Origin of the sequence: Campylobacter concisus, assembly GCF_003048775.2 — a bacterium.
GTDB classification, from domain to species: Bacteria; Campylobacterota; Campylobacteria; order Campylobacterales; family Campylobacteraceae; genus Campylobacter_A; species Campylobacter_A concisus_I.
Window position 1 is genome coordinate 214,684 of the sequence record NZ_CP049272.1, and the last position, 21,407, is coordinate 236,090.

Sequence of the window (21,407 nt, forward strand, 5' to 3'; positions counted from 1 at the left end):
TACAATTAAATTTTGGCAAAAACACGGCAGGATAGACGCCTACCCATAGGCTTTTTGCATAAATTTAACTCGCTCGCTTGCCATAAATTTACTACTGCAACCTTTACAAACAAGCAGTTGGTCTCAAATTTTAAAAATTTATCCGCTATCAACTGCCCTACTTTTTCATCTATTGCGGACTTTTTACATTATCGACGATTGCTGATCTAAGTGTGAAATTTTGCTTTTTATTAAATTTGAGCGAAAAACTACAGCTTAACAGATGCCAACTTATAGGCACTAGCATAAATTTACTACCCTAGCCTTTTCAAAATGGTAGCTTTTATCCAAAAAACGCAAAATTTTGAAATTTATCCACTCTGCCTTAAACATCAAGCGTGCAAAGTGCATAACTCTAGTTGCGTATGCTTTTGCATTAAATTTTTTATCTATGAAAATTTACAAAAGCGACAAGCATGATAAATACACTCACAACCGCTTAATGTAAATTTAGCTCATAACTTCAAATTTACTACCACATTTTTATTAAAAAGCCAAAAATTTTAAATTTTATCTGCCGTGTGGAGCGTGGGCGTGACTGCTTTTTATAACGTTTTATCATTTTTTCTAACACAAAAGCCGCCCACTTCATGAAATTTAACCCCAAAAAAACCGGTAAATTTCAAACACGCTTCTGCGATTTTTACATCACTTTTCGCACTAAAAAAAGCAAAATTTATCGATATTTTTAATAATAAAAAATTTAAAAGGCTATGAAATTTTAGTAGTCAAATTTATATAGAATTTTACTGATTGATCTTATCAAGCAGCTCTTCGACCTCTTCAAGCGCAAAGGCCTCTTCTGAGCTTTGTTTTAAAAAGCTCTCCATAAATTCTTTCTTCGAGATCGCAAGGTCAAGCTCTTTGTCGCTACCCTTTTGATATGCACCGATGCGAAGCAAAACTTCATTTTCTTTTAAAAGCGAGTAAAGACGCTTAAATTTCATTGCATTTAGCTTATGCTCTTTGCTGATCACATCGCCCATGACACGCGAGGCCGAGTTTTGGATGTTAATAGGTGGGTAAATTCCAAAGTCCGTTAACTCGCGGCTTAGCACGATGTGGCCGTCTAGGATAGAGCGGCTTTGATCAGCTATCGGATCGCTCATATCATCGCCCTCGACTAGCACGGTGAAAAATGCCGTGATACTGCCTTTTCCCTCCTCTTTGCCAGCGCGCTCCATTAGCTGAGGTAAAAGTGTGAGTGAGCTTGGCGGATAGCCCTTTGAGGTCGGTGGCTCGCCAAGTGCAAGGCCGATCTCACGCTGCGCCATCGCAAAACGCGTCACGCTATCCATGATGAAAAGCACGTCGTTGCCTTGCTGCTTGAAGTACTCAGCCACGCTCATCGCGCAAAATGCGCCGTATTTTCGCATGAGAGAGCTATCGTCACTGGTCGCTACGATGATGACCGTGCCCTCTAGGTCGCCGCCTAAGTTTTTTTCGATAAATTCAGGCACCTCACGGCCACGCTCGCCTATTAGCGCGACTACTTTTATGGGAGCTAGTGTGTTTTTTACGATCATACCCATGAGAGTTGATTTACCCACGCCTGAACCTGCAAAAATTCCTAGCTTTTGCCCCTTGCCACAAGTAAGCAGTCCATCTATCGTCTTTATACCAACGCTAAAAGGCTCGTTTATAAGCCCTCTTTTCATCGCATCTATCGGCGCTCTCATGATCGGCATATGTTCAGTCGTCTCGATCGCTCCTTTACCATCAATGGGCTTCATAAATGGATCTACCACGCGGCCAAGCAAATTTGTCCCCACAGGTATATTCATACCTTGATCACTCTCATAGACGAAGTCGCCTATCCTAAAGCCCTCAACAAAGCCAAATGGGCTGATATAAGCGCCATCTGTCTTTATCTGCGTAACCATGCCAAGACCATTTTTACTCTTATCTTTTGCAACTATACGCACGATGTCGCCAATGCTTGGACGAAGCCCAGTGATCTCGATAGTTGTAGCTGTGATTTTAGTTATGATGCCAAAGGTGTTTGAGAGTTTTACACCCTCTTTAAGCTTTAAATTTATATACTCTAAGCTCAAAAATGCGTTTCCATAGGAGAATTTATAAGCGAGAAAAATTCTCGTCTTGTGTCCGCGTTTTTGATAAAGCAGCCTCTAAGTGCTGAGGTTGTCGTAGTTGAGTTTATCTTTTGTACACCTCTCATCTCAACGCACATATGTCTAGCCTCGACGACGACTCCAACGCCTTTTGGAGCGATCACGTCCTCAAGCGCCTTTGCGATCTGCTCAGTCATTTGCTCTTGAATTTGCAAGCGTCTTGCATAGATATTTACCATGCGTGGAATTTTACTAAGGCCAACGACCTTGCCATTTGGGATGTATGCCACATGCACGCGGCCGATAATAGGCAACAAATGGTGCTCGCAAAGGCTATAAAACTCAATGTTTCGCATGAGAACCATTTCGTTATTTGAGCTAGTAAAAAGTGCGTCACCAAGAACCTCTTTTGGATCTTCATCATATCCGCTAGTTAGAAATTTAAACGCTTTAAAGACACGCTCAGGCGTCTTTATAAGGCCTTCTCTGTTTGGATCTTCGCCTATAATCGTTAGCATGTTTTTAACCGAATTTTCAAAACTCTCTTGCATAAATTTTCTCCATAATTTTATTGCCAGATTCTACGTTAAAACGCCTTTTATATCTATAAAAATTTACAAATTTACAATGAAATAAGGAAAATTCTGCTATATTTTGGGCTAAAAATTTGTATTCATAAAGGAATTAGATGGAAATCAAAACAAAAGCTCTAGATAGCGTAAATACCTTAGCAAGCACGACTATAAGTGCGGATGCTATAAAATCTAGCGTAGAGAAACTAGCAAAAAAAGCAGCAAAAACTATGAAAGTAGATGGCTTTAGACAAGGTCATGTGCCAGTTGCTATTGTGCTAAAACGCTACGAGAAAGAGCTAACAAACGACGCTGAGCAAGATGTCTTAAGAGATGTTGTTGATGAGGCTATAAAACAAGCAGGCAAGAAAAACGATGATCTTATCGGCGAGCCTATCGTTTCAAAATTTGACAGAAAAGATGGCAAGATCGATGTTGAGCTAACAGTTTCATTTAAGCCAAGTGTCGATGTGAGCGGCTATGAGAGCTTGATACCTGAGTTTTCAAACCCACGCGTTTTGAAAAAAGATATCGATGAGAAAAAAGCTGAACTTCTAAAAATGATAGCTCCACTTGAAAAAGTAGAAGGCAAAAGAGGCCTAAAAGTTGGCGATTTTGCTAAATTTGACTTTGAGGGCTTTGTTGATGGCGTTGCATTTGATGGTGGCAAGGCTGAAAACTATGTGCTTGAGATCGGCTCAAATCAATTCATTCCAGGCTTTGAAGATGGCATGGTAGGCATAAAAGCTGGTGGCGAAAAAGATATCGAGGTTAAATTCCCAGAAAACTACGGAGCTGCACATTTAGCTGGTAAAGACGCTATCTTTAAAATAAAGCTTCATGAAATTCAAGAGAGAAAAATTCCTGAAAAACTAGATGAAGAGATGTTAAAAACTCTACTTCCAAATGAAGAAAAACCAACTGAAGAGTTACTTGATGAGCGTATAAAAGAGCAAATCCGCCAAGAGAAAATTTATAAACTTATAAATGATGAGCTTAAGCCAAAATTTGCTGAAGCTGCGGTCGAGAAATTTAAATTTGACGTGCCAAAAAATATCGTTGAGCAAGAGATCGATATGCAGTTTAGAAACGCATGGAGCTCATTTACTCCAGATGATATGAAAAAATTTAGAGAGGACAAAGATGCTCTTTCTAAAAAACGTGACGAGTTTAGAAAAGACGCTGAAAATAGCGTTCGTTTAACTTTTATCATCGATGAACTAGCTCGCGTAAGAGGCGTAAAAGTAAGCGATCAAGAGGTTGTTCAAGCGATCTATTTTGAGGCGTATAGAAGCGGTCAAGATCCAAAAGCACACCTTGAGATGTACCGCAACCAAGGCATGCTTCCAGCTATAAAGATGTCAATGATCGAAGAGAAGCTATTTGGTGAGCTCTTTAACAAAGAAAAAGACGAGAAAAAAGCAAGTAAAAAAGAGAAGGCCGAGTAATGAGCTATTACGTTCCTGTCGTAGTTGAAAGAACTAGTAGAGGTGAGCGAAGCTATGATATATATTCCCGTCTTTTAAAAGACAGGATCGTTATGCTAAGTGGTGAGATAGAAGATGGCATGGCTGCTTCTATCGTTGCTCAGCTTCTATTTTTAGAGGCTGAAGATCCAGACAAAGATATCTATCTATATATAAACTCACCAGGCGGTGTTATAACAAGTGGTTTTAGCATCTATGATACGATGAACTACATAAAACCAGATGTTTGCACGATCTGCATCGGCCAAGCTGCTAGTATGGGTGCATTTTTATTAAGCTGTGGTGCACCAGGTAAAAGATATGCACTACCAAATTCTCGCATCATGATACACCAACCACTTGGTGGTGCTAGAGGACAAGCGACTGATATCGAGATACAAGCTCGTGAAATTTTGCGTATGAAAGAGATTTTAAATGGAATTTTGGCCAAAAATACAGGTCAGAAGCTAAGTAAGATCGTAAAAGATACTGAACGTGATTTCTTTATGAGTTCGGCCGAAGCCAAAGAGTACGGACTTGTTGATAAAATTTTGGAGAAAAGTTTTAAATAAGGCCCAAAGTGATAAAGATAGATAATGCACCAGACCCTAAGAAAAAAGCGGTTGAGGTAAAACATATTCTAGAAAAAGAAAAGGTAGATATCTACAGATTTTCAGAAAATGTTTTGCATGAATTAAGCGACGATAATGTTCCATCTACGCCAAATAATTACTCTATTTATTTTGAGAAAATGCTTGATGGACAGCCTGATGAATTTAGAAAAGAGATCGGTGATATGATAGTTATAAATTCCGAGATCTCAGTACCATCAGGCAGTAATATCTCTATTGAAAAAGAGATAAAGCAAGGATTTATCCAGATAAAAAGCATGCTTCAAGCCGTGGTGTTAATCTATAAAAATTTAGGCATCATGAGAGGCCTAGTGCAAAAGCGCATGGATGCACTCAAAAATAATACAAATATCCTAGCTCTTCAAAATGTTTTAAGCGCATTTAACCATGACTTAATAAAATTAAACAGCCTTATGGACAAGCATCTTGATGTCATTAAAGTAAGCTATGACGAAGTAGCCAAGATGCTTAAATCTATTGAAGAGCAGTCGATTTATGATACGACATATGACGTCTATAATAAAAAATTTCTAGTAGCCACAGTGCAAAGTGAAGTAGAAGCTGTTAAAAGATATGGCTATAACGCATCGTTTTTACTAGTAAGAGCAAAAGATAGATTTACAAATCGTGTTAAAAATTTAAAAGAGCGAAACAATATGTATAAAGCTATATCACAGCTTCTTTTAAGAACTTCTAGAAGAAGTGATATAGTGGCTCATTACGGTGATGGCTGTTTTGCTATGGTTATGAAATATACTGACGAAAATGGCACAAAACAAGCCGGTAGTAGAATTTTAAATATGCTTTCATCTATACCTTGGAAGATAGATGGTGAAGAGTGTAAGCTTGATATCCAAGTAGTTTCAAGCATGATAACAAAGACAAGAAGTGCTGAAGAATTAATCTCTTACTCGTTAGATCAACTAATACTAACACAAGATGATGAGCAGCCTATATTTTTGGGTGAATAAGTAGGAGTTTGGGCTTGATCTTAGAGGTTTTATCTTATCCAAATAAAAAGCTTTACGAAGTCTCAAAAGAGGTTAAAATTTTTGATGAGGAACTTCACAAACTACTTGATGATATGTATGATACGATGATTGCAAAAGAAGGCATCGGCCTTGCAGCTATTCAGATAGGTGTCGCAAAAAGAATTTTTATTATAAATCTAGCCAATGATGAGGGCGTGCAAGATAAAGAAAATTTAATCGAGATCATAAATCCAAAGTTTGAACTACGCGAAGGAGAATGCATCTATCAAGAGGGTTGCCTTAGTGTGCCCGGATATTATGAAGATGTAAAAAGAAATGAAGTTGTGGCCATCAAATATCAAGATCGTTTTGGCAAAGAGCAAAGCTTAAAGGCTGATGGGCTTTTAGCTATCGCTATCCAGCATGAAAACGATCATTTAGATGGACATCTTTTTATAGAAAAAATCGGCTTTAATAAACGCAAAAAATTTGACAAGGAATACAAAAAGCAAAAAAAAGAAAAAGCTTCATGAAGTCTTTAAGGTGTACTACTTACGGCGATGGGCTAAAGATAATTGACGTTGAGTCTATCTTCTCTCGCGGGCTTCCTGGTTTTAGCATCGTTGGGCTTGCAAGCACAAGCATCAAAGAGAGCACAGAACGCGTAAAGGCAGCGCTTCTGGCACTTGATTTTTCTTTTCCAGCACAAAAGATAACCATAAATTTATCCCCTTCAGATCTGCCAAAAAGTGGCTCACATTTTGACCTAGCTATCGCTATTCTTATAGCTCTTCAAAAGGCAAAAAACTTAGAGAAAATTTTTGTATTTGGCGAGCTTGGGCTTGATGGAAGCGTAAAAAGCACAGCAAATTTATTCTCAATCCTTCTTTTTTTAAGCACACAGGTAAAAAACGTAAAAGTCTTAGTACCAAAAGAGATAGCACAAAAAGCTTCTATGATCCCAAATTTAGAGATTTATGCGGTTAGTACTCTAGAGGAAGCGATTAGGTTTTTTAATGACGCAGAATTTGCAAAAAGTATACATTTTACCGCCACTCATGAGTTATTTTCAAACGTGATAGAAATTTCTGGCAAAAGATACGTTCCAAATTTAAACTTCGAGCTTGATTTTAAGGATGTTTTGGGTCAGGATCGCGCAAAAAGAGCCTGCGTTATTGCAGCCGTTGGTATGCACAATATTTTATTTGAAGGCAGTCCAGGTAGCGGCAAAAGTATGTGCGCAAAACGCCTAGTTTATATCATGGCGCCACAAAGCTTAGAAGAGGTGCTAAAGTCTGCCGCTTACCGCTCTTTAAATCTTCAAGATAGTGAATTTACAAGCACTAGAGCTTTTCGCTCACCACATCATACCTCGACAAAAAGTTCAATATTTGGTGGTGGCTCAAATGTCGCAAAGATCGGTGAAATCGCACTTGCAAATGGTGGAGTGCTATTTTTTGACGAATTTCCACACTTTTCTAAACAAGTGATCGAGAGTCTTAGAGAGCCACTTGAAGACAATCAAATCCACATCGCAAGGGTAAATTCAAAAGTGACTTATGAAACGAAATTTATATTTGTAGCAGCTCAAAATCCATGCCCTTGCGGAAATTTATTCTCTCGCAATCTAAATTGCAAATGCAGCGAAAATGAGATAAAAAACTATAAATCAAGAATTTCAGCTCCAGTGCTTGACCGCATTGATTTAAAAGTTGCTATGGACGAGAGCTCGCCAGGTGACAAGGCTAGTTTGAGCTCACAGCAGATGAGTGAGATGGTCTTAAAAGCCTTTATCTTTCAAAAAAAGCGTGATCAAGATGAGCTAAATGGCAAGCTAAATGATGCACAAGTTGAAAAATTTTGTCTATTGGATAATGAAGCTAGAGAAATTTTACAAAAGGCAGCCTCGAAGTACAATCTTTCTCAAAGAGGCATAAAAAGGACACTTAGAGTGGCTAGAAGTATCGCTGACCTTGATGAGAGCGAGCAAATTTTAAAGCCCCATATCTTAGAGGCGCTTAGTTTTAGGGCATAGAATGAAAAATTTATATTTAGACACGAGAGTTTTAGACGAGCGAGCAGGCAAGAAATTTAACCTCAGTGAAGAAATTTTAATGGAAAATGCAGCCGCCGGCATAGCAAATTTCGTACGTAAGAAATTTAAAAAAGGTATGAGAATACTAGGCATTTGTGGAAGTGGCAATAACGGTGCTGACGTACTTTGTGCTTTAAGGATGTTAGAGGGCGAGTTTGAATGCGAATTTATCTTAGCTAGTCAGAATTTAAAGCCACTAGCCATTAAGCAGCTTGAGCGAGCTAAATCTGCTGGCGTGTGTGAAAGTAAAGATGTAGAAAATAGCTTAAATGGTGCAAAATGCGTCATAGACGGGCTTTTTGGTTCAGGGCTAAATAGAAATTTAGACGAAAAGCACATAGAGCTCATCTCAAAAATAAATGCCAGCCTCGCTTACATCATCGCTTGTGACGTATCAAGCGGGCTAAGTAGCGATGGCAAGGTGCTTGGTGCTTGCGTAAAAGCAGACATCACGATCACGATGGGAGCTAGAAAGCTTGGGCTTTATAGCGACGCTGCAAAAGACTTTGTTGGCAAGGTAAAGCTCGCTACTCTTGGCATAAGCGCTCAAAACTATGAGTGCGAAAGCGACTATCATTTGCTTGAAAAATGCGACCTTGTGCTTCCAAATAGAAAAAATCAGTGCGTAAATAAGGGCGACTTTGGCCATGCTTTTATCATATCTGGCGAGCACATAGGAGCTAGTAAGCTTTGTGCAAAGGCGGCATTTGCCTTTGGGGCTGGGCTAGTTAGCATCATAGGCGAGCAGGACTTAAATTTACCAACGCAGATCATGCAAGCAAGTAAGATAAGCGATAAAATGAACGCTGGAGCCGTTGGCATGGGGCTTGGTGAAAATGGTATAGAAAAGCTTGATGCGCAAATTTTAAAGGGTAAAAAGCTAGTGCTTGACGCTGATATCTTTTATAGCTTAAAAGTGCTTGATCTACTAAACGAAAACTGTGTCTTAACGCCCCATCCAAAGGAATTTTGCTCACTTTTAAAGCTTTGTAATATAGCAGATATCGATGTAAAAACATTACAAGAAAATAGATTTGCTTATGCTAAGTCTTGGAGCGAGAAATTTAAGGCTGTGCTAGTACTTAAAGGCACAAATACGATAATCGCTAAAGACGGACAAATTTATATCATGCCTTATGGTAAAAATATACTTGCAAAAGGTGGCAGTGGTGACGTGCTAAGCGGACTTGTACTTGCTCTTTTAGCTCAAGGTTACGAGCCACTGGATGCTGCCATCTCGGCTACACTAGCTCATGCGCTTAGCCTTAGAAATTTTGGCAAAAACAGCTACGCGCTCGAGCCAACAGACATTATAAAAGGAGTAAAATGCTTATGAAAAAAATAGCCGTACTTTTTAGCGGTAGTGGCTCAAATTTAGAAGCGATACTTAAAAAAGTTCATAATCAAATTTTTAATGGTATAAAAATCGAAGTTTGCCTTTGTATCTGCAACAAGCCAGGCGCATACGGCATAGAGCGTGCTAATAAATTTGGGCTTGATACGACGATAATAGAGAGTGCCAAATTTGCAAATAGAGAAGAATTTGACGCTGCAGTTGTGGAGCAAATTTTAAAAAGCGGCGCTGAACTAACAGTGCTTGCTGGATTTATGAGGATATTAACTCCTGTTTTTACATCAAAGATAAAAGCAATAAATTTACATCCTTCCATATTGCCACTTTTTAAAGGCGCTCATGCGATAAAAGAGAGCTTTGAGAGCGATATGATGATAGGCGGTGTGAGCGTGCACTACGTGAGCGAGGAGCTTGACGGAGGTAAACTCATCGCACAAAGGGCGTTTGAAAGAGAAGATGGTATGAGCTTAGAGGATTGGGAGAGCAAAATCCATGCGATAGAGCATGAAATTTTGCCTGATAGCATAATAAAAATTTTAACAAAGGAAGCAAATGTTTGAATGGTTTAGTTCGCCAGAAGCGTGGATATCACTACTTACGTTAACTGGCTTAGAGATAGTTTTAGGCATAGATAATATTATATTTATCGCTATTTTGGTAGGTAAACTACCTCCAGAGCAGCGCGGCAGTGGTAGGATTGTCGGCCTAGGGCTAGCTATGGTGACTAGAATTTTACTTTTACTTTCATTGTTTTGGATCATGAAGCTTACAAAGCCACTCTTTACTATCGCAGAATTTAGCATAAGCGGCCGAGATTTGGTGCTTATACTAGGTGGCCTATTTTTACTTGTAAAATCAACCCTTGAAATACATTCTAGTGTTTCTGGTGAAGGCGAAGAGCATAAAAATAGCAAAAAATCACATGCAAATTTCTTGGTTATTGTAAGCGAGATAGCTGTTTTGGATATTGTTTTTTCTCTTGATAGTGTTATCACGGCTGTTGGAATGGCCGAGCATATAGAGATAATGATCATAGCTGTTATTTTAGCAGTTGGTGTAATGATGGTAGCGTCAAAAGGTATTTCTAATTTTGTAGATAATAACCCAACTATAAAAATTTTAGCACTTGCATTTTTGGTGCTTGTGGGCATGACGCTCGTTGCTGAAGGATTAGGATTTCATATTCCAAAGGGATATATATATTTTGCGATGGCATTTTCATTGGCAGTGGAAAGTATAAATATCTATGCAAAAAAGAAAGCAATAGCTAAATAATATTTTTACGACGATGAAAAGCTAATGATATGATGGATAAAATGTTAATCAAAAAATTTTAGCCCGAAAAGATAAATATGTTTAAATTTGAAGGTAAAATTTTGATAAGCATAAAATGCATAATAGATAATAGGTCGATATTTATTCCTTTGTAATATTAGTTAAAATATTCGTGCCAGGATACTTAAAAATCCGTGAAATAAAGGTTATGCTTTATGGTTGGGTAATAAGATAGAGAAGTATAAAAAGCTGACTTTTGTAAAAAAATTATGTATTTTGTGAAGTATTAATTAATATTTTTGATTGAATTATCTTTTATATATAATTTCTATTAATTTAAGTGTTTTTTAATTGACTTTATAAAAAAAACAAGTTAAAATACGACTTTTTAATGAGGTAGTGGCATAAACTTACAAACACGACTCAGGCGGGGTGTAGCGCAGTCTGGTTAGCGCATCTGGTTTGGGACCAGAGGGCCGAAGGTTCGAATCCTTTCACCCCGACCATGTTAAATGGTGAGTGTAGCTCAGTCGGTTAGAGCATCAGATTGTGGTCCTGAGGGTCGTGGGTTCGATTCCCATCACTCACCCCATTTTGGGCGCTCGTAGCTCAATTGGATAGAGCGACAGACTTCGGATCTGTAGGTTATGGGTTCGACTCCTATCGGGCGCGCCACTTAAAATACTTTATGCGCTCATAGCTCAGCTGGATAGAGCAACGGCCTTCTAAGCCGTAGGCCTCAGGTTCGAATCCTGATGGGCGTACCACTTTATTATTGTTGTGCGGATGTGGTGAAATTGGCAGACACGCCAGACTTAGGATCTGGTGCCCCACGGCGTGAAGGTTCAAGTCCTTTCATCCGCACCATTCTTTTTTATAATCTGAAACAATCTTATGTCATTAAAATTAAGGTTAGCCTTGATTGTAGAAAATATTAGATATTTTTATTGTTCCTTGACATGTAATAATGTTTTTTGTATAATCTCAATTCTTTTTTAAGCAAATGTCTTGCTAGCTCAGTCGGTAGAGCATCTCACTTTTAATGAGGGGGCCGTTGGTTCGAATCCAACGCAGGACACCATTTTTGGGTTTATGACCCTTTCGTCTAGTGGCTCAGGACTCTACTTTCTCTGTGTAGAAACAGAGGTTCAAATCCTCTAAGGGTCGCCAGATGTTTTTAAATTTTTAGGTCGCTTAGCTCAGTTGGTAGAGCGCCACCCTTACAAGGTGGATGTCATAAGTTCGAGTCTTATAGCGACCACCATTTTAGGTGCAGCGGTAGTTCAGTTGGTTAGAATGCCGCCCTGTCACGGCGGAGGTCGCGGGTTCGAGCCCCGTCCGCTGCGCCATCTTTTAAACCTTAGGTTAAGGTCGTGTCTAATAAAGCACCCATTATTGAGTGTCAAATTAAATTTTAAGATTATAAGTTCTAAGATAACACTTTAAGATTTATTATTACTATTTAATCTTGCCTCGTTAGCTCAGTTGGTAGAGCATATCACTCTTAATGATGGGGTCGTAGGTTCGAGGCCTACACGGGGCACCATCCATTTTGGCCCATTCGTCTAGCGGTTAGGACACCAGCCTCTCACGTTGGTAACACGAGTTCGAGTCTCGTATGGGTCACCATTTTTCTAATCCTTGTTACTTTTCAATTTGTTACATAGAAATTTTTATAGAAAATTTCTTAAAAATGTATACTTATTTGCTTAGCAAATTGCTACTAAAAACGTAAAAACCAATTTTTATAATATTGTGCTTAATGAGTGTGTATTAAGCGATAAATTCTAGAAGTTAGCTTGTAGTAAGCTAAAAAATCTTTATAAATATAATAAAAGTACATCATAGAAACGTGATTACATAGCGTTATAAGTTTTTTGCTTTGATCTATTGGACAAAAAACTTATAAGCATTTTTAATTTTTAAGCTTATAAAACATAAAACAGCTATATTTGGTAATAAAATGGCCAATTCTCTTGTTTATGAGAAAGGTACTTAAAATTTTTAAGATCATACCAGCCATGCTCGTGCGTTAAAAATACATTAAGGCTTACGATAAATATAGTTCTTTTTATAATATAAAGAGTATTTGGTGGCAATGTAAAAAATATTAAAGACTCAATTATAAAGAAAGCTCAATTTAAATAGCAAAAATAAAGCCTACTAATTTTAAGCTCAAATATAAAACTAGCAAACAAGCTATCTTTTTGTATTTAGTTTTTGCCTATCATATCAAGCTTAGCTTTGCAAGCATCTTTATACGGGCTTACAAAATTTGAGTCAGAGCACTCATTTAAATAAGTCCTAGCTAACTTAAACTGCTTTTGTCTTATATAAATTTCACTTATCAAATTTAAAGCGTGTAAGCGGTCTTCTGGTCCAAGTTTCATATTTAGTATAAATTTCACCTCATCAAGTGCCTCATCTAGGTTATCTGTCTTTAATAATGCTTCTGAGTAGTTAAAATTTATCTTTGGCGAAAATGTATTTATCTTGGCTTTTGTTTGTAGCTCTAGAGCTTTTTTAGCATACGTTGTAGCTATGGCGTAGTCATTACTTTTCATCGCATAGTCACTTATGGCTGTATATGCTTCGATAATCTTAAAGTCTTGGCCTCTTAGCTGCTCGATAGCGCTTATGGTTGAGATCGCCTCCGTAAAGCGTTTTAATGCAAGCAATGAGTAAAACCTGTCAAAAAGAGATGGTGTTGGATCTGAGTATTCGACTGATGAGCCAAGTGAAAGTGCGTCATTTGCGGCAATGATCGCATGCTCGTAGTCTTTGTTTTTATATAAAATTTTGCTCAAATTTACCAGCCATTCGACTCTATCTTCTAAATTTTCATCCTTTGCATGAGCTTTTGCCAGCTCAAGTGCATCGTTGTAGCGGGCCGTTCTGTAATAGCAATTAAAGAGCTTAAATTGTGGTAATGAGATTTTATTTATATCGTAGTTTTCAAGCAAATTTATAACAGCCGTACAATCATCTTTTATAAAATACTCTTTTGTAAGCTCTAGCGCAGCCTCATTTATCAGCTCCATTGCCTTACTTAAATTTCCATCTTTTGCCATGGTTTTGTAAGATAGTGCATCGGAGAATTTGCGCTCTTTAATATCCAGCTCAAGCTCGCTTATTAGAGCCTTTTGGCTAATATTTGTTCCAGCATATTTTTCAATTAGCTCTTTATATCTTGCATGAAGTGCAGTTGCATTTTTATCCTCTTCTTCAAAGAATAATCCATCTTTTGCCTTGGTGACTTCATCGATATAATCACCATATTTAAACTCTGTCTCATATCTATTTAAGTATTCGTATGCTTTTTTCTCATCTTTTGTTTTGGCTAGATTTAGTGCTAAATTTTTTAAAGCAACTTCATAAAAATCTTTCGTCCTATCGCTATTATTTATCAAAATTTCATAAATTTTAGCAGCCACATCAGGCATATCTTTACTTGCAAATGTGGTTGCAAGATTCATCGACTTTGTTGGGTTATTCATAAAAAATTTTTCATTCGCATTTGCGATTTTTAGTATAAATTTCTTTGCTTCATCAAATTTTTCTTTATCGATATTTGCATCAGCTAGGCTTAGTGCTGCTCTACTTGCAAGGTCGATGTCATTTGTGGAGTAAAGCACTTTTTCATAGTCTTTTAGCGCCTCTTTTTGTCTGCCTATCTTGTAGAGATAATCAGCATAATCAAGCGCTGCAAGTTTTGTAAATTTTGAGTTTGCGTGCTCTTCGTTTAAGATATCAAGCATATATTTTGCATCACTTGCGATGCTATCTTTTAGGTAGGCTCTGGCGATCAGATATAGCACCTCCGGATAGTTTTCATCAGATGGGAATTTTCTGATCCAAGCCCTACCTTCGCTTACGATATCTTTTGGCTCGATCTCTTCAAACTCATTTTTTGTCTCAAAAATTTTATCAAGAGCCCTTAGACGAAATAGTAAAAATTCACTTGAAAAAAGGCTATTTGGATGCCTTTTTATCGCTGTTTGAGTATCTTTTACTACATTTTCATAAGCGCCCTTTTCATAAGCTCTTTTTATGCTTATGTAGATATCAATGTCATTACTATCAAGTCCAGCAATAGGAGCTTTGTTAAGATCAAGCGCTCCGATACTAGGATTTAGCATATCTTTAAAATCAGGTTTAAAATTTAGCCCAGACTTTCTCTTGCTATTTTCACTGAGCGAAGTATCTATAATTATGCTAAAGTGTTTTGAAATGGTTGTTTTTGGGCTATCTTGTACGTTTTGGCTATTATAAAGCTCAGTTTTTATATTTAGCAGTTTTGACGGTGCTTTTGGCATTATGACGATAAAAAGCTTACCATCTTGCTTTTTATATTTTATATCCATTAATGGCAGTGTCGTATCTTCAATTTTTGGCAAAATTTCATCATCAAGCATGCAGACATAGCGTTTGGTGTCGTAAGCTAAAATTTGCTCCACACATTCAAATTCTTGCTCATCGCTTAGCTGAAGAACGCTATAAGGTTTATCACCATTTGCGCCGCTATTTAGGCTAAGATTAAAAGCGGTTAGATAAAGCGGAAAAAATAAAATAATTAAGAGCTTTTTCATGTCGCAATTATAGTTAAATTTTCTAAAATCCTGAAGCAAAGACAAAATGCTCAATAAATTCCAAAATCGCTCCAGAAAATAAAAACGAAAAGGCCGTTCCAGCTACCGCAATGCCAACAATTACTTTTAGCGCCATCGAGATATTTGCAGTGTAGAGATTTTTATCTTTTACGATCGGCCCTTTTAAAAACATAAAGACGATTAGCTTTAAATAGTAATAAATCGCAATGGCAGAATTTATCATGATTATAACGCTAAGAACGACGTAATCAGACTTTATGAGCGATGAGATAAGTACCATCTTGCCCCAAAAGACGCTAAAAGGCGGAATGCCAGCAAGAGCGATCATAAAAATTCCCATTATTACAGCGTAGCTTGGTAAAATTTTTATAAGCCCTGAAAATTTCTCAAATGGGTGCTTAAAGCGCTTATCCCAGCAGACCACATCGTCGCACCTTGCCACCCAAAGCATAGAAAATGCGCCCAAATTTGCAAACAAAAACATGATCCAGTAAAAAAATAAGGCGACATTTGCCTCGTGAGAATTTACCACAAGCGCACAGAGCACGACACCAGCGTGAGCTATGGAGCTAAAGGCGAGCATTCTCTTAACATCTTTTTGCACTAGCGCCATGATATTTGCAAGGCTCATCGTAAGCACGGCGATGATGTAGAGCATATCTTTTATCCATAAAATTTGTGAGCCTTCAAGCATCGAAAAAATTCTTAATGCAACGATAAACGCTGCCACCTTTGGTACAATCGACATATAGCCTGCTAGCGGGGCATTTGAACCCTCATAAACGTCTGGTATCCATGTGTGAAATGGTATGAGTGAGAGCTTAAAACCAATGGCAGAGGCAATGAAAACACAGCCTAATAAAATGATCAAATTTTGATTTAGGCTAAGATCTTTTATCACAACGCCGATACGAGCGATATCTATTGAGTTTGTCGCTAGATAAAACATCGCTATCGCCATCGCAAAAAAGCCAGCTGAGAGCGAGCCCATAGCAAAGTATTTTATGGCAGCCTCAACGCTTTTTGCTTTGTTGTGAAGGGCGATTAGGGTGTAGAGGCAAAGCGAGCTGATCTCAAGTCCTAAAAAGATGATGAGTAGGTTATTTGAGCTCACCATAAATAAAAATCCAGCGATCATAAACAAAAATAGCGCGTAATACTCATAAATTTTGTACTCAAAATACTCTTTTGTGCTAAGTGCGAGTGGGATAAAAAGGGCTGAGGCGATTAGGATAATGACTTGAGAGATGACCGAAATGCCATCAACTAAAAGCATATCCCAAAAGCTAAGGCTAAGACCGTTAAAATCAAGTATTAGGCCCAAATTTACAAATATTGCGATGATACAAAATACGCAGTAGAAATTTCTTGAAAGATCTTTTTTTATGGTACCAACGATCAAGATAAAAAGCGCAAAGATTATCATGCTAAGCATCGGAGCAACCGAAGATAAAGAAATTTCTTTAAGGTCTAAAAAGGCTATTTCGTTCATAGTTTGCTCCCACCATTTAAAGATGAAATTTTATCCTTTGTACTGCTATCTACCGCTCTAGTTTGCATTTTGCTTATGATATTTTGCACGCTTGGCTCAAGTGGTTTTAGGATTAAATTTGGAGCGATACCAAGGGTGATTATGAGCAAGCAAAGTGGCACAAGAGCGGCTAACTCTTTGAGATTTAGATCCTTTAGGCTTAAATTTTTCTTCTTACACTCGCCAAAAAATACCCTTTTATAAAGCACCAGCATATAAACAGCGCCTACAATGATGCTAAAGCCACCAAGTAGCGCAAAGAGCTTATTTAGCTTAAAGATGCCAAGCAGACTCAAAAACTCGCCTACAAAGCCGATCGTTAGCGGCAGGCCGATACTTGCAAGCGTTGCTATAAAAAATATAAGCGCATACTTTGGCATCACCTTGGCAAGGCCGCCAAATTCGCAAATTTCTTTTGTGTGAGCCCTCTCATATATGACGCCAACTAACAAAAATAGCGCACCACTTACGATGCCGTGGCTTATCATTAAAAATATTGAGCCACCAAGGCCTATTAAATTTAGTGAAAATATGCCAAGCATGATAACGCCCATGTGTGAAATGGAGCTATAAGCGATCACTTGCTTCATATCGCTTTGTGCGTAGGCAACAAGGGCTGCGTAGATGATCATGATGATAGCTATGACGCAGACAAAGCCGCTTAAAATTAGGCTCGCATCTGGAAAAAGTGGAAGTGAAAATCTCACAAAGCCGTAAGTACCCATCTTTAAAAGCACGCTAGCAAGCAGCACTGAGCCGATAGTCGGAGCCTCTCCGTGTGCATAAGGTAGCCACGTGTGAAACGGAAATAGCGGAGTTTTGACGCCAAAAGCGAAGAAAAAAGCTAAAAATAGCCAAATTTGAGCACTTTGTCCGATGCCAAGCTTGTACCAGTCAAGCAGGCTAAAGCTAAAGACGCCGCTTTTTTGATAGCACAGATAGCCGATAAAGATGATCGCTACTAGCATAAAGACAGAGCCTAAAAATGTATAGATGAAAAATTTAATCGCAGCGTAAATTCTATTTTTACTACCAAATGCGCCGATGATATAAAGTAGCGGTATGAGGCTAAGCTCCCAAAAGCTATAAAACAAGATCATATCAAGCGCGCTAAAGACGCCCATCATCGTGCTCTCTAAAAAGAGCACGCTAATAATTAGGTGCTTTAAATTTCCATCATCGCTAAGTGCGGCGATAGAGATGAAGCTCATAAATGCACTAAGTACGATAAGTGCTAGCGAAATGGTGTCGATGCCGACAAAATAGCTGATATTTAGGCTTGGTATGAGCGAGACTTGATGCGTTAAAACAAAGTCATAACCCTGAAAATCGACATTGATGCAGATAAAAATGGCTAGCAAAAGCTCTATGAGAGCGATGCTTGCTCCATAAAATTTTATGCTTTTATTTTCTATTAAAAAGCCAAGTATTGCGCTTATTGCAGGGAAAAATATGATGACACTTAGCATTATTTGGCTCCATTTAATAAAAACATAAAGCTTAAAAGCAAGGCAAATCCTGCGACCATAAATCTAAGCATGATGCTTAAGTCGCCACTTTGCATTTTGTTTGTTAAATTTGCAAATTTATTTAGCACCGTTGCGACTAGATCGACACTACGATCAATTATCATCTCATCAAATTTCTTGCAAATTTGAGAGATTAAAGCGTAGCCATTTATAAAAAATTTCTCATAAAATTTTGGGATAAAGTAGGCATTTTGTAAAATTTTATAAGCTCTGCTCTCACAAATATTCTCTTTAAAAATTTCTTTTTTATAGGCAAATACTGCAAAGCCAGCGCTTGCTAGCACTAGACTAAGTGTTAAAATAAGTAAAAAAATTTCGCTACCGTGAGATAAATTTAGTGAAAAATCTTTTAAGTTTTTTTCTAAAAACTCATTAAAGTTGCTCCAAAAAAAGCCACTTATGACTGAGAGAATTCCAAGTACGCCCATGCCAGCTAGCATATAGTTTTTAGCTTCATGCACGTGTTTCTCGCTCTTTGGCTTTGTAAAAAAGACGAGCATAACAAGCCTAAAGCTATAAAATGCCGTAAGCACCGCACCAAAGAGTAAAATGATCCATAAAAATTTATTTTCACTAAAGGCAACCTCTAAAATTTTATCTTTAGAGAAAAAGCCAGCAAATGGATAAAATCCTGCCAGCGTGCAGCTTGCGATGATAGAAAGAAGTGCGGTTGGCTTCATAAATTTATAAAGCCCGCCCATTTTTTTGATATTTAGCTCGTCATTCATCGCGTGCATGACGTTGCCAGCGCACAAAAAGAGAAGTGACTTAAAAAATGCGTGCGTGACAAGGTGAAAAAGTGCAATCTTATAAGCGCCAAGCCCAGCTGCTACAAACATATAGCCAAGCTGCGAAAGCGTCGAGTAAGCGATGATCTTTTTAAGGTCATTGTGTACTAGCGCGATGCTTGCTGCAAATATCGCTACAAATGCGCCAAGGCAAGCGATAAAATGCGATACTTCAGGTGCGTTTATAAAGATAAAATTTGCACGTATCACTAGATAAACGCCAGCTGTTACCATGGTCGCAGCGTGGATGAGTGCTGAGACTGGAGTTGGCCCCTCCATGGCATTTGCAAGCCAAGTGTGAAATGGAAACTGCGCGCTTTTACCCATGGCACCTATAAAAAGAAGTGTGGCAATAATGCCTAAATTTAGCCCATAAAAGTCGGCTCTAGCGTTAAAAACCTCGCTAAATTTAAGTGAGCCAAAGCTATAAAATATATAAAAAATGCCAACAAGCATCGCTAGATCAGCCACTCTGTTCATCACAAAGGCTTCATTTGCAGCGACGTTTGCACTAGGCCTTTTATACCAAAAGCCAATGAGTAGCCACGAGCAAAGCCCAACGCCCTCCCAGCCAATAAATAGCCCTATAAAGTTATCGCTTGATACAAGGACATTCATGCAAAATACAAAAAGCCCCAAGTAGCTAAAAAAGCGGTTAAAGCTCGCATCGTCTTTCATATAGCCAACTGAGTAGATGTGCACGATGCTTGCGACCACGCCAACGGTGCTAAGCATAACAAGGCTAATGGCATCAAGATAAAAGCCAAAATTTAAATCCAGACCACCGAAATTTATAAATTCTTTTAGTGATAAATGCAGTGGCTCATCTATGCCAAGGCTGGCTGCTAGCATGAGTGAGGCAGTTGTGCTAATAACCATGAGAAGTGAGCAAAAAACACCAATTAGTAAATTTTTACTGCTATGCGAAAAAAGTCCAGAAACGATAAAGCTAAGAAGTGGAAAAAATAGTGAAATGCAAAATAAAGTCATCTCTTAGCCTTTCATATTTGTCATCGAATCTAGGCTAATGCTGCCAGTCTTTTTGTACCAAAGTACGAGTAGGCCAAGCCCTACAGCGACTTCACTAGCAGCGATAGCCACTATAAAAAATGCAACTATTTGTCCAGTTAGATCAAAGTGGTATTTTGAAATGGCAGCAAGTGCGATATTTGCCGAGTTTAGTAAAATTTCACTTGAAAAAAATAGCATGATCAAATTTCTTCTTCGCATTATGCCAATTAGCCCTATGACAAAGACTAGACTTGCAAGGACGAGGTAGTGAGTAAGCCCTATCATAGCATCTCCTCTAGTGTATTTTGAGTATTTAGGTCTTTATGTATCAAGATAATGCCAGCAACCATTGCCACAAGAAGCATTACAGCACACATCTCAAAAGCGATCAAATACTTGCTAAAAAGCAAAATTCCAATAGCCTCGATATTGCCAAGCTCGCTAGCAATGGGACTTAATCCATCAAATTTTGCACCATAAATAGGAGCTAAAAATATAAATATCAAAAGAAGCGCTATAAAACTACTTAAAAGATAGATGGTGATCTTTGCTTTTTTGTTACTTTTTGGCTCACACTCTTTACTGCTATCAAAAAACATCATTGCAAATGCGTATAAAACGACCACAGCACCTGTGTAGACTATTATCTGTACTACGCCTAGAAATTCCGCTCCAAGCAAGAAAAATATAGCCGAGATAAAGACCATGCCAGCAGCTAGCGCAGAGACTGCATTTAGTGCGTTTTGACAAAATACACTAAAAGAAAAACTAACTAAAACCAAGGCGCTAAAAATATAAAATGCAAAGCTCTCATACATCTTTTGCCCTTTTAAAATTTATACTACTCATCACTTTTTGTCTCATTTTCATTTTTGCTTATAAATGTATTTGGCGTCTTTTTGATTAAGCTATCAGCATTTTTAGGAAGCGCTCCGTATCCTTCAAACTCGCTTTGATCTTTTAAAAATTTATCCTTTGTCAAAAATTCATCTTTTGTGCCAAATATAATCCTGCTCTCGCTAGCAACTTCGTACTCTTGCCCGCAGACTATCGCAAGCTCAGGGCAAACATCAGCGCAAAATCCACAATAGACGCACCTACTTAAATTTATCGAGTAGCTTGCGACCTTTTTGCGGCCATCTTCGCCAAGTGAAGTTTTCATCGAAATGCAGTTGCTAACGCAAATTTTCTCACATAGCCCGCACCCAATGCAACGTTCATTTTCACTTTCAACAAATTTTAAAAGCTTATGAATGCCCCTATATCTAGCGTTTAGCTCCATCTTTTGCATAGGGTATTTTAAAGTATGTGACTTGCTAAAGAGCATCTGCTTTATCGTGACTTTTAGTCCGATCAAAAGATCAGGCTTAAATGTGGCAGCGATGAAGTACTTAAATTTATCAAACGCACTCTTTGGCTTTAACTTTTCATCTATTAAAATATATTTTTTCTCACTCATTTT

The 21,407-nt window shown here is 38.0% G+C and carries 19 protein-coding genes and 11 tRNA genes; 20 read left to right on the forward strand and 10 right to left on the reverse strand.

What is annotated here, in order from left to right; translation table 11 throughout:
* Window positions 1-5: 5 nt before the first annotated feature.
* Window positions 6-152, reverse strand: coding sequence for a hypothetical protein (locus CVT17_RS01000; protein WP_159070442.1), 147 nt, complete (start codon window positions 150-152; stop codon window positions 6-8).
* Window positions 153-343: 191 nt separating this feature from the next.
* Between CVT17_RS01000 and CVT17_RS01005 the strand changes: the two genes are divergently transcribed.
* Window positions 344-487 (forward strand): hypothetical protein, encoded by a 144-nt coding sequence (locus CVT17_RS01005; protein ID WP_159070443.1) that lies wholly within the window; start codon window positions 344-346, stop codon window positions 485-487.
* A gap of 298 nt (window positions 488-785) precedes the next feature.
* Here CVT17_RS01005 and fliI read toward each other — a convergent pair whose 3' ends face one another.
* Both fliI and folE read right to left on the reverse strand, forming a co-directional pair.
* The gene (gene fliI / locus CVT17_RS01010; protein WP_431188776.1) at window positions 786-2,078 is read right to left on the reverse strand and encodes a flagellar protein export ATPase FliI; all 1,293 of its coding nucleotides are present in this window, start codon (window positions 2,076-2,078) and stop codon (window positions 786-788) included.
* Window positions 2,079-2,089: 11 nt separating this feature from the next.
* Window positions 2,090-2,662, reverse strand: a complete 573-nt coding sequence (gene folE, locus CVT17_RS01015; RefSeq protein ID WP_107858416.1) for a GTP cyclohydrolase I FolE — start codon at window positions 2,660-2,662, stop codon at window positions 2,090-2,092.
* A 137-nt stretch (window positions 2,663-2,799) separates the two neighbouring features.
* Here folE and tig point away from each other — a divergent pair, with 137 nt between their 5' ends.
* From tig to CVT17_RS01110, 19 genes are all read left to right on the forward strand, one after another.
* On the forward strand, window positions 2,800-4,131 hold the full coding sequence (gene tig, locus CVT17_RS01020) for a trigger factor (RefSeq protein WP_085657937.1): 1,332 nt from the start codon (window positions 2,800-2,802) through the stop codon (window positions 4,129-4,131).
* Entirely contained in the window at window positions 4,131-4,721 is a 591-nt protein-coding gene (gene clpP, locus CVT17_RS01025) for an ATP-dependent Clp endopeptidase proteolytic subunit ClpP (protein WP_054196008.1), read from the forward strand. Before tig ends, clpP begins: the two co-directional genes overlap by 1 nt.
* Before the next feature lie 8 nt (window positions 4,722-4,729).
* A complete protein-coding gene (locus CVT17_RS01030) occupies window positions 4,730-5,752 on the forward strand; it encodes a GGDEF domain-containing protein (RefSeq protein ID WP_087577215.1) in 1,023 nt (340 codons plus the stop codon).
* 14 nt (window positions 5,753-5,766) lie between these two features.
* Window positions 5,767-6,285 (forward strand): peptide deformylase, encoded by a 519-nt coding sequence (gene def / locus CVT17_RS01035; protein WP_087577214.1) that lies wholly within the window; start codon window positions 5,767-5,769, stop codon window positions 6,283-6,285.
* The gene (locus CVT17_RS01040; RefSeq protein WP_107858417.1) at window positions 6,282-7,787 is read left to right on the forward strand and encodes a YifB family Mg chelatase-like AAA ATPase; all 1,506 of its coding nucleotides are present in this window, start codon (window positions 6,282-6,284) and stop codon (window positions 7,785-7,787) included. Before def ends, CVT17_RS01040 begins: the two co-directional genes overlap by 4 nt.
* Before the next feature lies 1 nt (window position 7,788).
* Window positions 7,789-9,183 (forward strand): NAD(P)H-hydrate dehydratase, encoded by a 1,395-nt coding sequence (locus tag CVT17_RS01045; RefSeq protein WP_107858418.1) that lies wholly within the window; start codon window positions 7,789-7,791, stop codon window positions 9,181-9,183.
* Complete coding sequence (purN, locus tag CVT17_RS01050; protein WP_107769839.1) at window positions 9,174-9,761, forward strand: phosphoribosylglycinamide formyltransferase; 588 nt, start codon at window positions 9,174-9,176, stop codon at window positions 9,759-9,761. Before CVT17_RS01045 ends, purN begins: the two co-directional genes overlap by 10 nt.
* Complete coding sequence (locus CVT17_RS01055; RefSeq protein WP_107858419.1) at window positions 9,754-10,476, forward strand: TerC family protein; 723 nt, start codon at window positions 9,754-9,756, stop codon at window positions 10,474-10,476. Before purN ends, CVT17_RS01055 begins: the two co-directional genes overlap by 8 nt.
* Before the next feature lie 428 nt (window positions 10,477-10,904).
* Window positions 10,905-10,982: transfer RNA gene (locus tag CVT17_RS01060), tRNA-Pro, on the forward strand.
* A gap of 9 nt (window positions 10,983-10,991) precedes the next feature.
* Window positions 10,992-11,068: transfer RNA gene (locus CVT17_RS01065), tRNA-His, on the forward strand.
* Between the two features lie 6 nt (window positions 11,069-11,074).
* A tRNA-Arg gene (locus tag CVT17_RS01070) sits at window positions 11,075-11,151 on the forward strand.
* A 15-nt stretch (window positions 11,152-11,166) separates the two neighbouring features.
* Window positions 11,167-11,243 (forward strand) — tRNA-Arg (locus tag CVT17_RS01075).
* Window positions 11,244-11,258: 15 nt separating this feature from the next.
* Window positions 11,259-11,343, forward strand: a tRNA-Leu gene (locus tag CVT17_RS01080).
* A 138-nt stretch (window positions 11,344-11,481) separates the two neighbouring features.
* A tRNA-Lys gene (locus CVT17_RS01085) sits at window positions 11,482-11,557 on the forward strand.
* A 13-nt stretch (window positions 11,558-11,570) separates the two neighbouring features.
* A tRNA-Glu gene (locus CVT17_RS01090) sits at window positions 11,571-11,646 on the forward strand.
* An 18-nt stretch (window positions 11,647-11,664) separates the two neighbouring features.
* Window positions 11,665-11,740: transfer RNA gene (locus CVT17_RS01095), tRNA-Val, on the forward strand.
* Window positions 11,741-11,748: 8 nt separating this feature from the next.
* Window positions 11,749-11,825, forward strand: a tRNA-Asp gene (locus CVT17_RS01100).
* A 121-nt stretch (window positions 11,826-11,946) separates the two neighbouring features.
* A tRNA-Lys gene (locus CVT17_RS01105) sits at window positions 11,947-12,022 on the forward strand.
* A gap of 8 nt (window positions 12,023-12,030) precedes the next feature.
* Window positions 12,031-12,105 (forward strand) — tRNA-Glu (locus CVT17_RS01110).
* A gap of 584 nt (window positions 12,106-12,689) precedes the next feature.
* Here CVT17_RS01110 and CVT17_RS01115 read toward each other — a convergent pair.
* From CVT17_RS01115 to nuoI, 7 genes are read right to left on the reverse strand one after another with little or no spacing between them, the layout of a single operon-like run.
* Window positions 12,690-15,119 (reverse strand): tetratricopeptide repeat protein, encoded by a 2,430-nt coding sequence (locus tag CVT17_RS01115; protein ID WP_230853301.1) that lies wholly within the window; start codon window positions 15,117-15,119, stop codon window positions 12,690-12,692.
* Window positions 15,088-16,578 carry an NADH-quinone oxidoreductase subunit NuoN gene (gene nuoN / locus CVT17_RS01120; protein WP_107858420.1) on the reverse strand — a complete coding sequence of 497 codons (1,491 nt, stop codon included), beginning with the start codon at window positions 16,576-16,578 and terminating at the stop codon, window positions 15,088-15,090. Before nuoN ends, CVT17_RS01115 begins: the two co-directional genes overlap by 32 nt.
* Entirely contained in the window at window positions 16,575-18,086 is a 1,512-nt protein-coding gene (locus CVT17_RS01125; RefSeq protein WP_107769836.1) for an NADH-quinone oxidoreductase subunit M, read from the reverse strand. Before CVT17_RS01125 ends, nuoN begins: the two co-directional genes overlap by 4 nt.
* Window positions 18,086-19,924, reverse strand: coding sequence for an NADH-quinone oxidoreductase subunit L (gene nuoL / locus CVT17_RS01130; protein ID WP_107769835.1), 1,839 nt, complete (start codon window positions 19,922-19,924; stop codon window positions 18,086-18,088). Before nuoL ends, CVT17_RS01125 begins: the two co-directional genes overlap by 1 nt.
* Window positions 19,925-19,927: 3 nt before the next feature.
* Entirely contained in the window at window positions 19,928-20,230 is a 303-nt protein-coding gene (nuoK, locus tag CVT17_RS01135) for an NADH-quinone oxidoreductase subunit NuoK (RefSeq protein ID WP_103588754.1), read from the reverse strand.
* A complete protein-coding gene (locus tag CVT17_RS01140) occupies window positions 20,227-20,763 on the reverse strand; it encodes an NADH-quinone oxidoreductase subunit J (protein ID WP_107858421.1) in 537 nt (178 codons plus the stop codon). The genes nuoK and CVT17_RS01140 overlap by 4 nt, the downstream gene beginning before the upstream one ends.
* A gap of 23 nt (window positions 20,764-20,786) precedes the next feature.
* Window positions 20,787-21,404 carry an NADH-quinone oxidoreductase subunit NuoI gene (gene nuoI / locus CVT17_RS01145; protein WP_107858422.1) on the reverse strand — a complete coding sequence of 206 codons (618 nt, stop codon included), beginning with the start codon at window positions 21,402-21,404 and terminating at the stop codon, window positions 20,787-20,789.
* Window positions 21,405-21,407 lie beyond the last annotated feature (3 nt).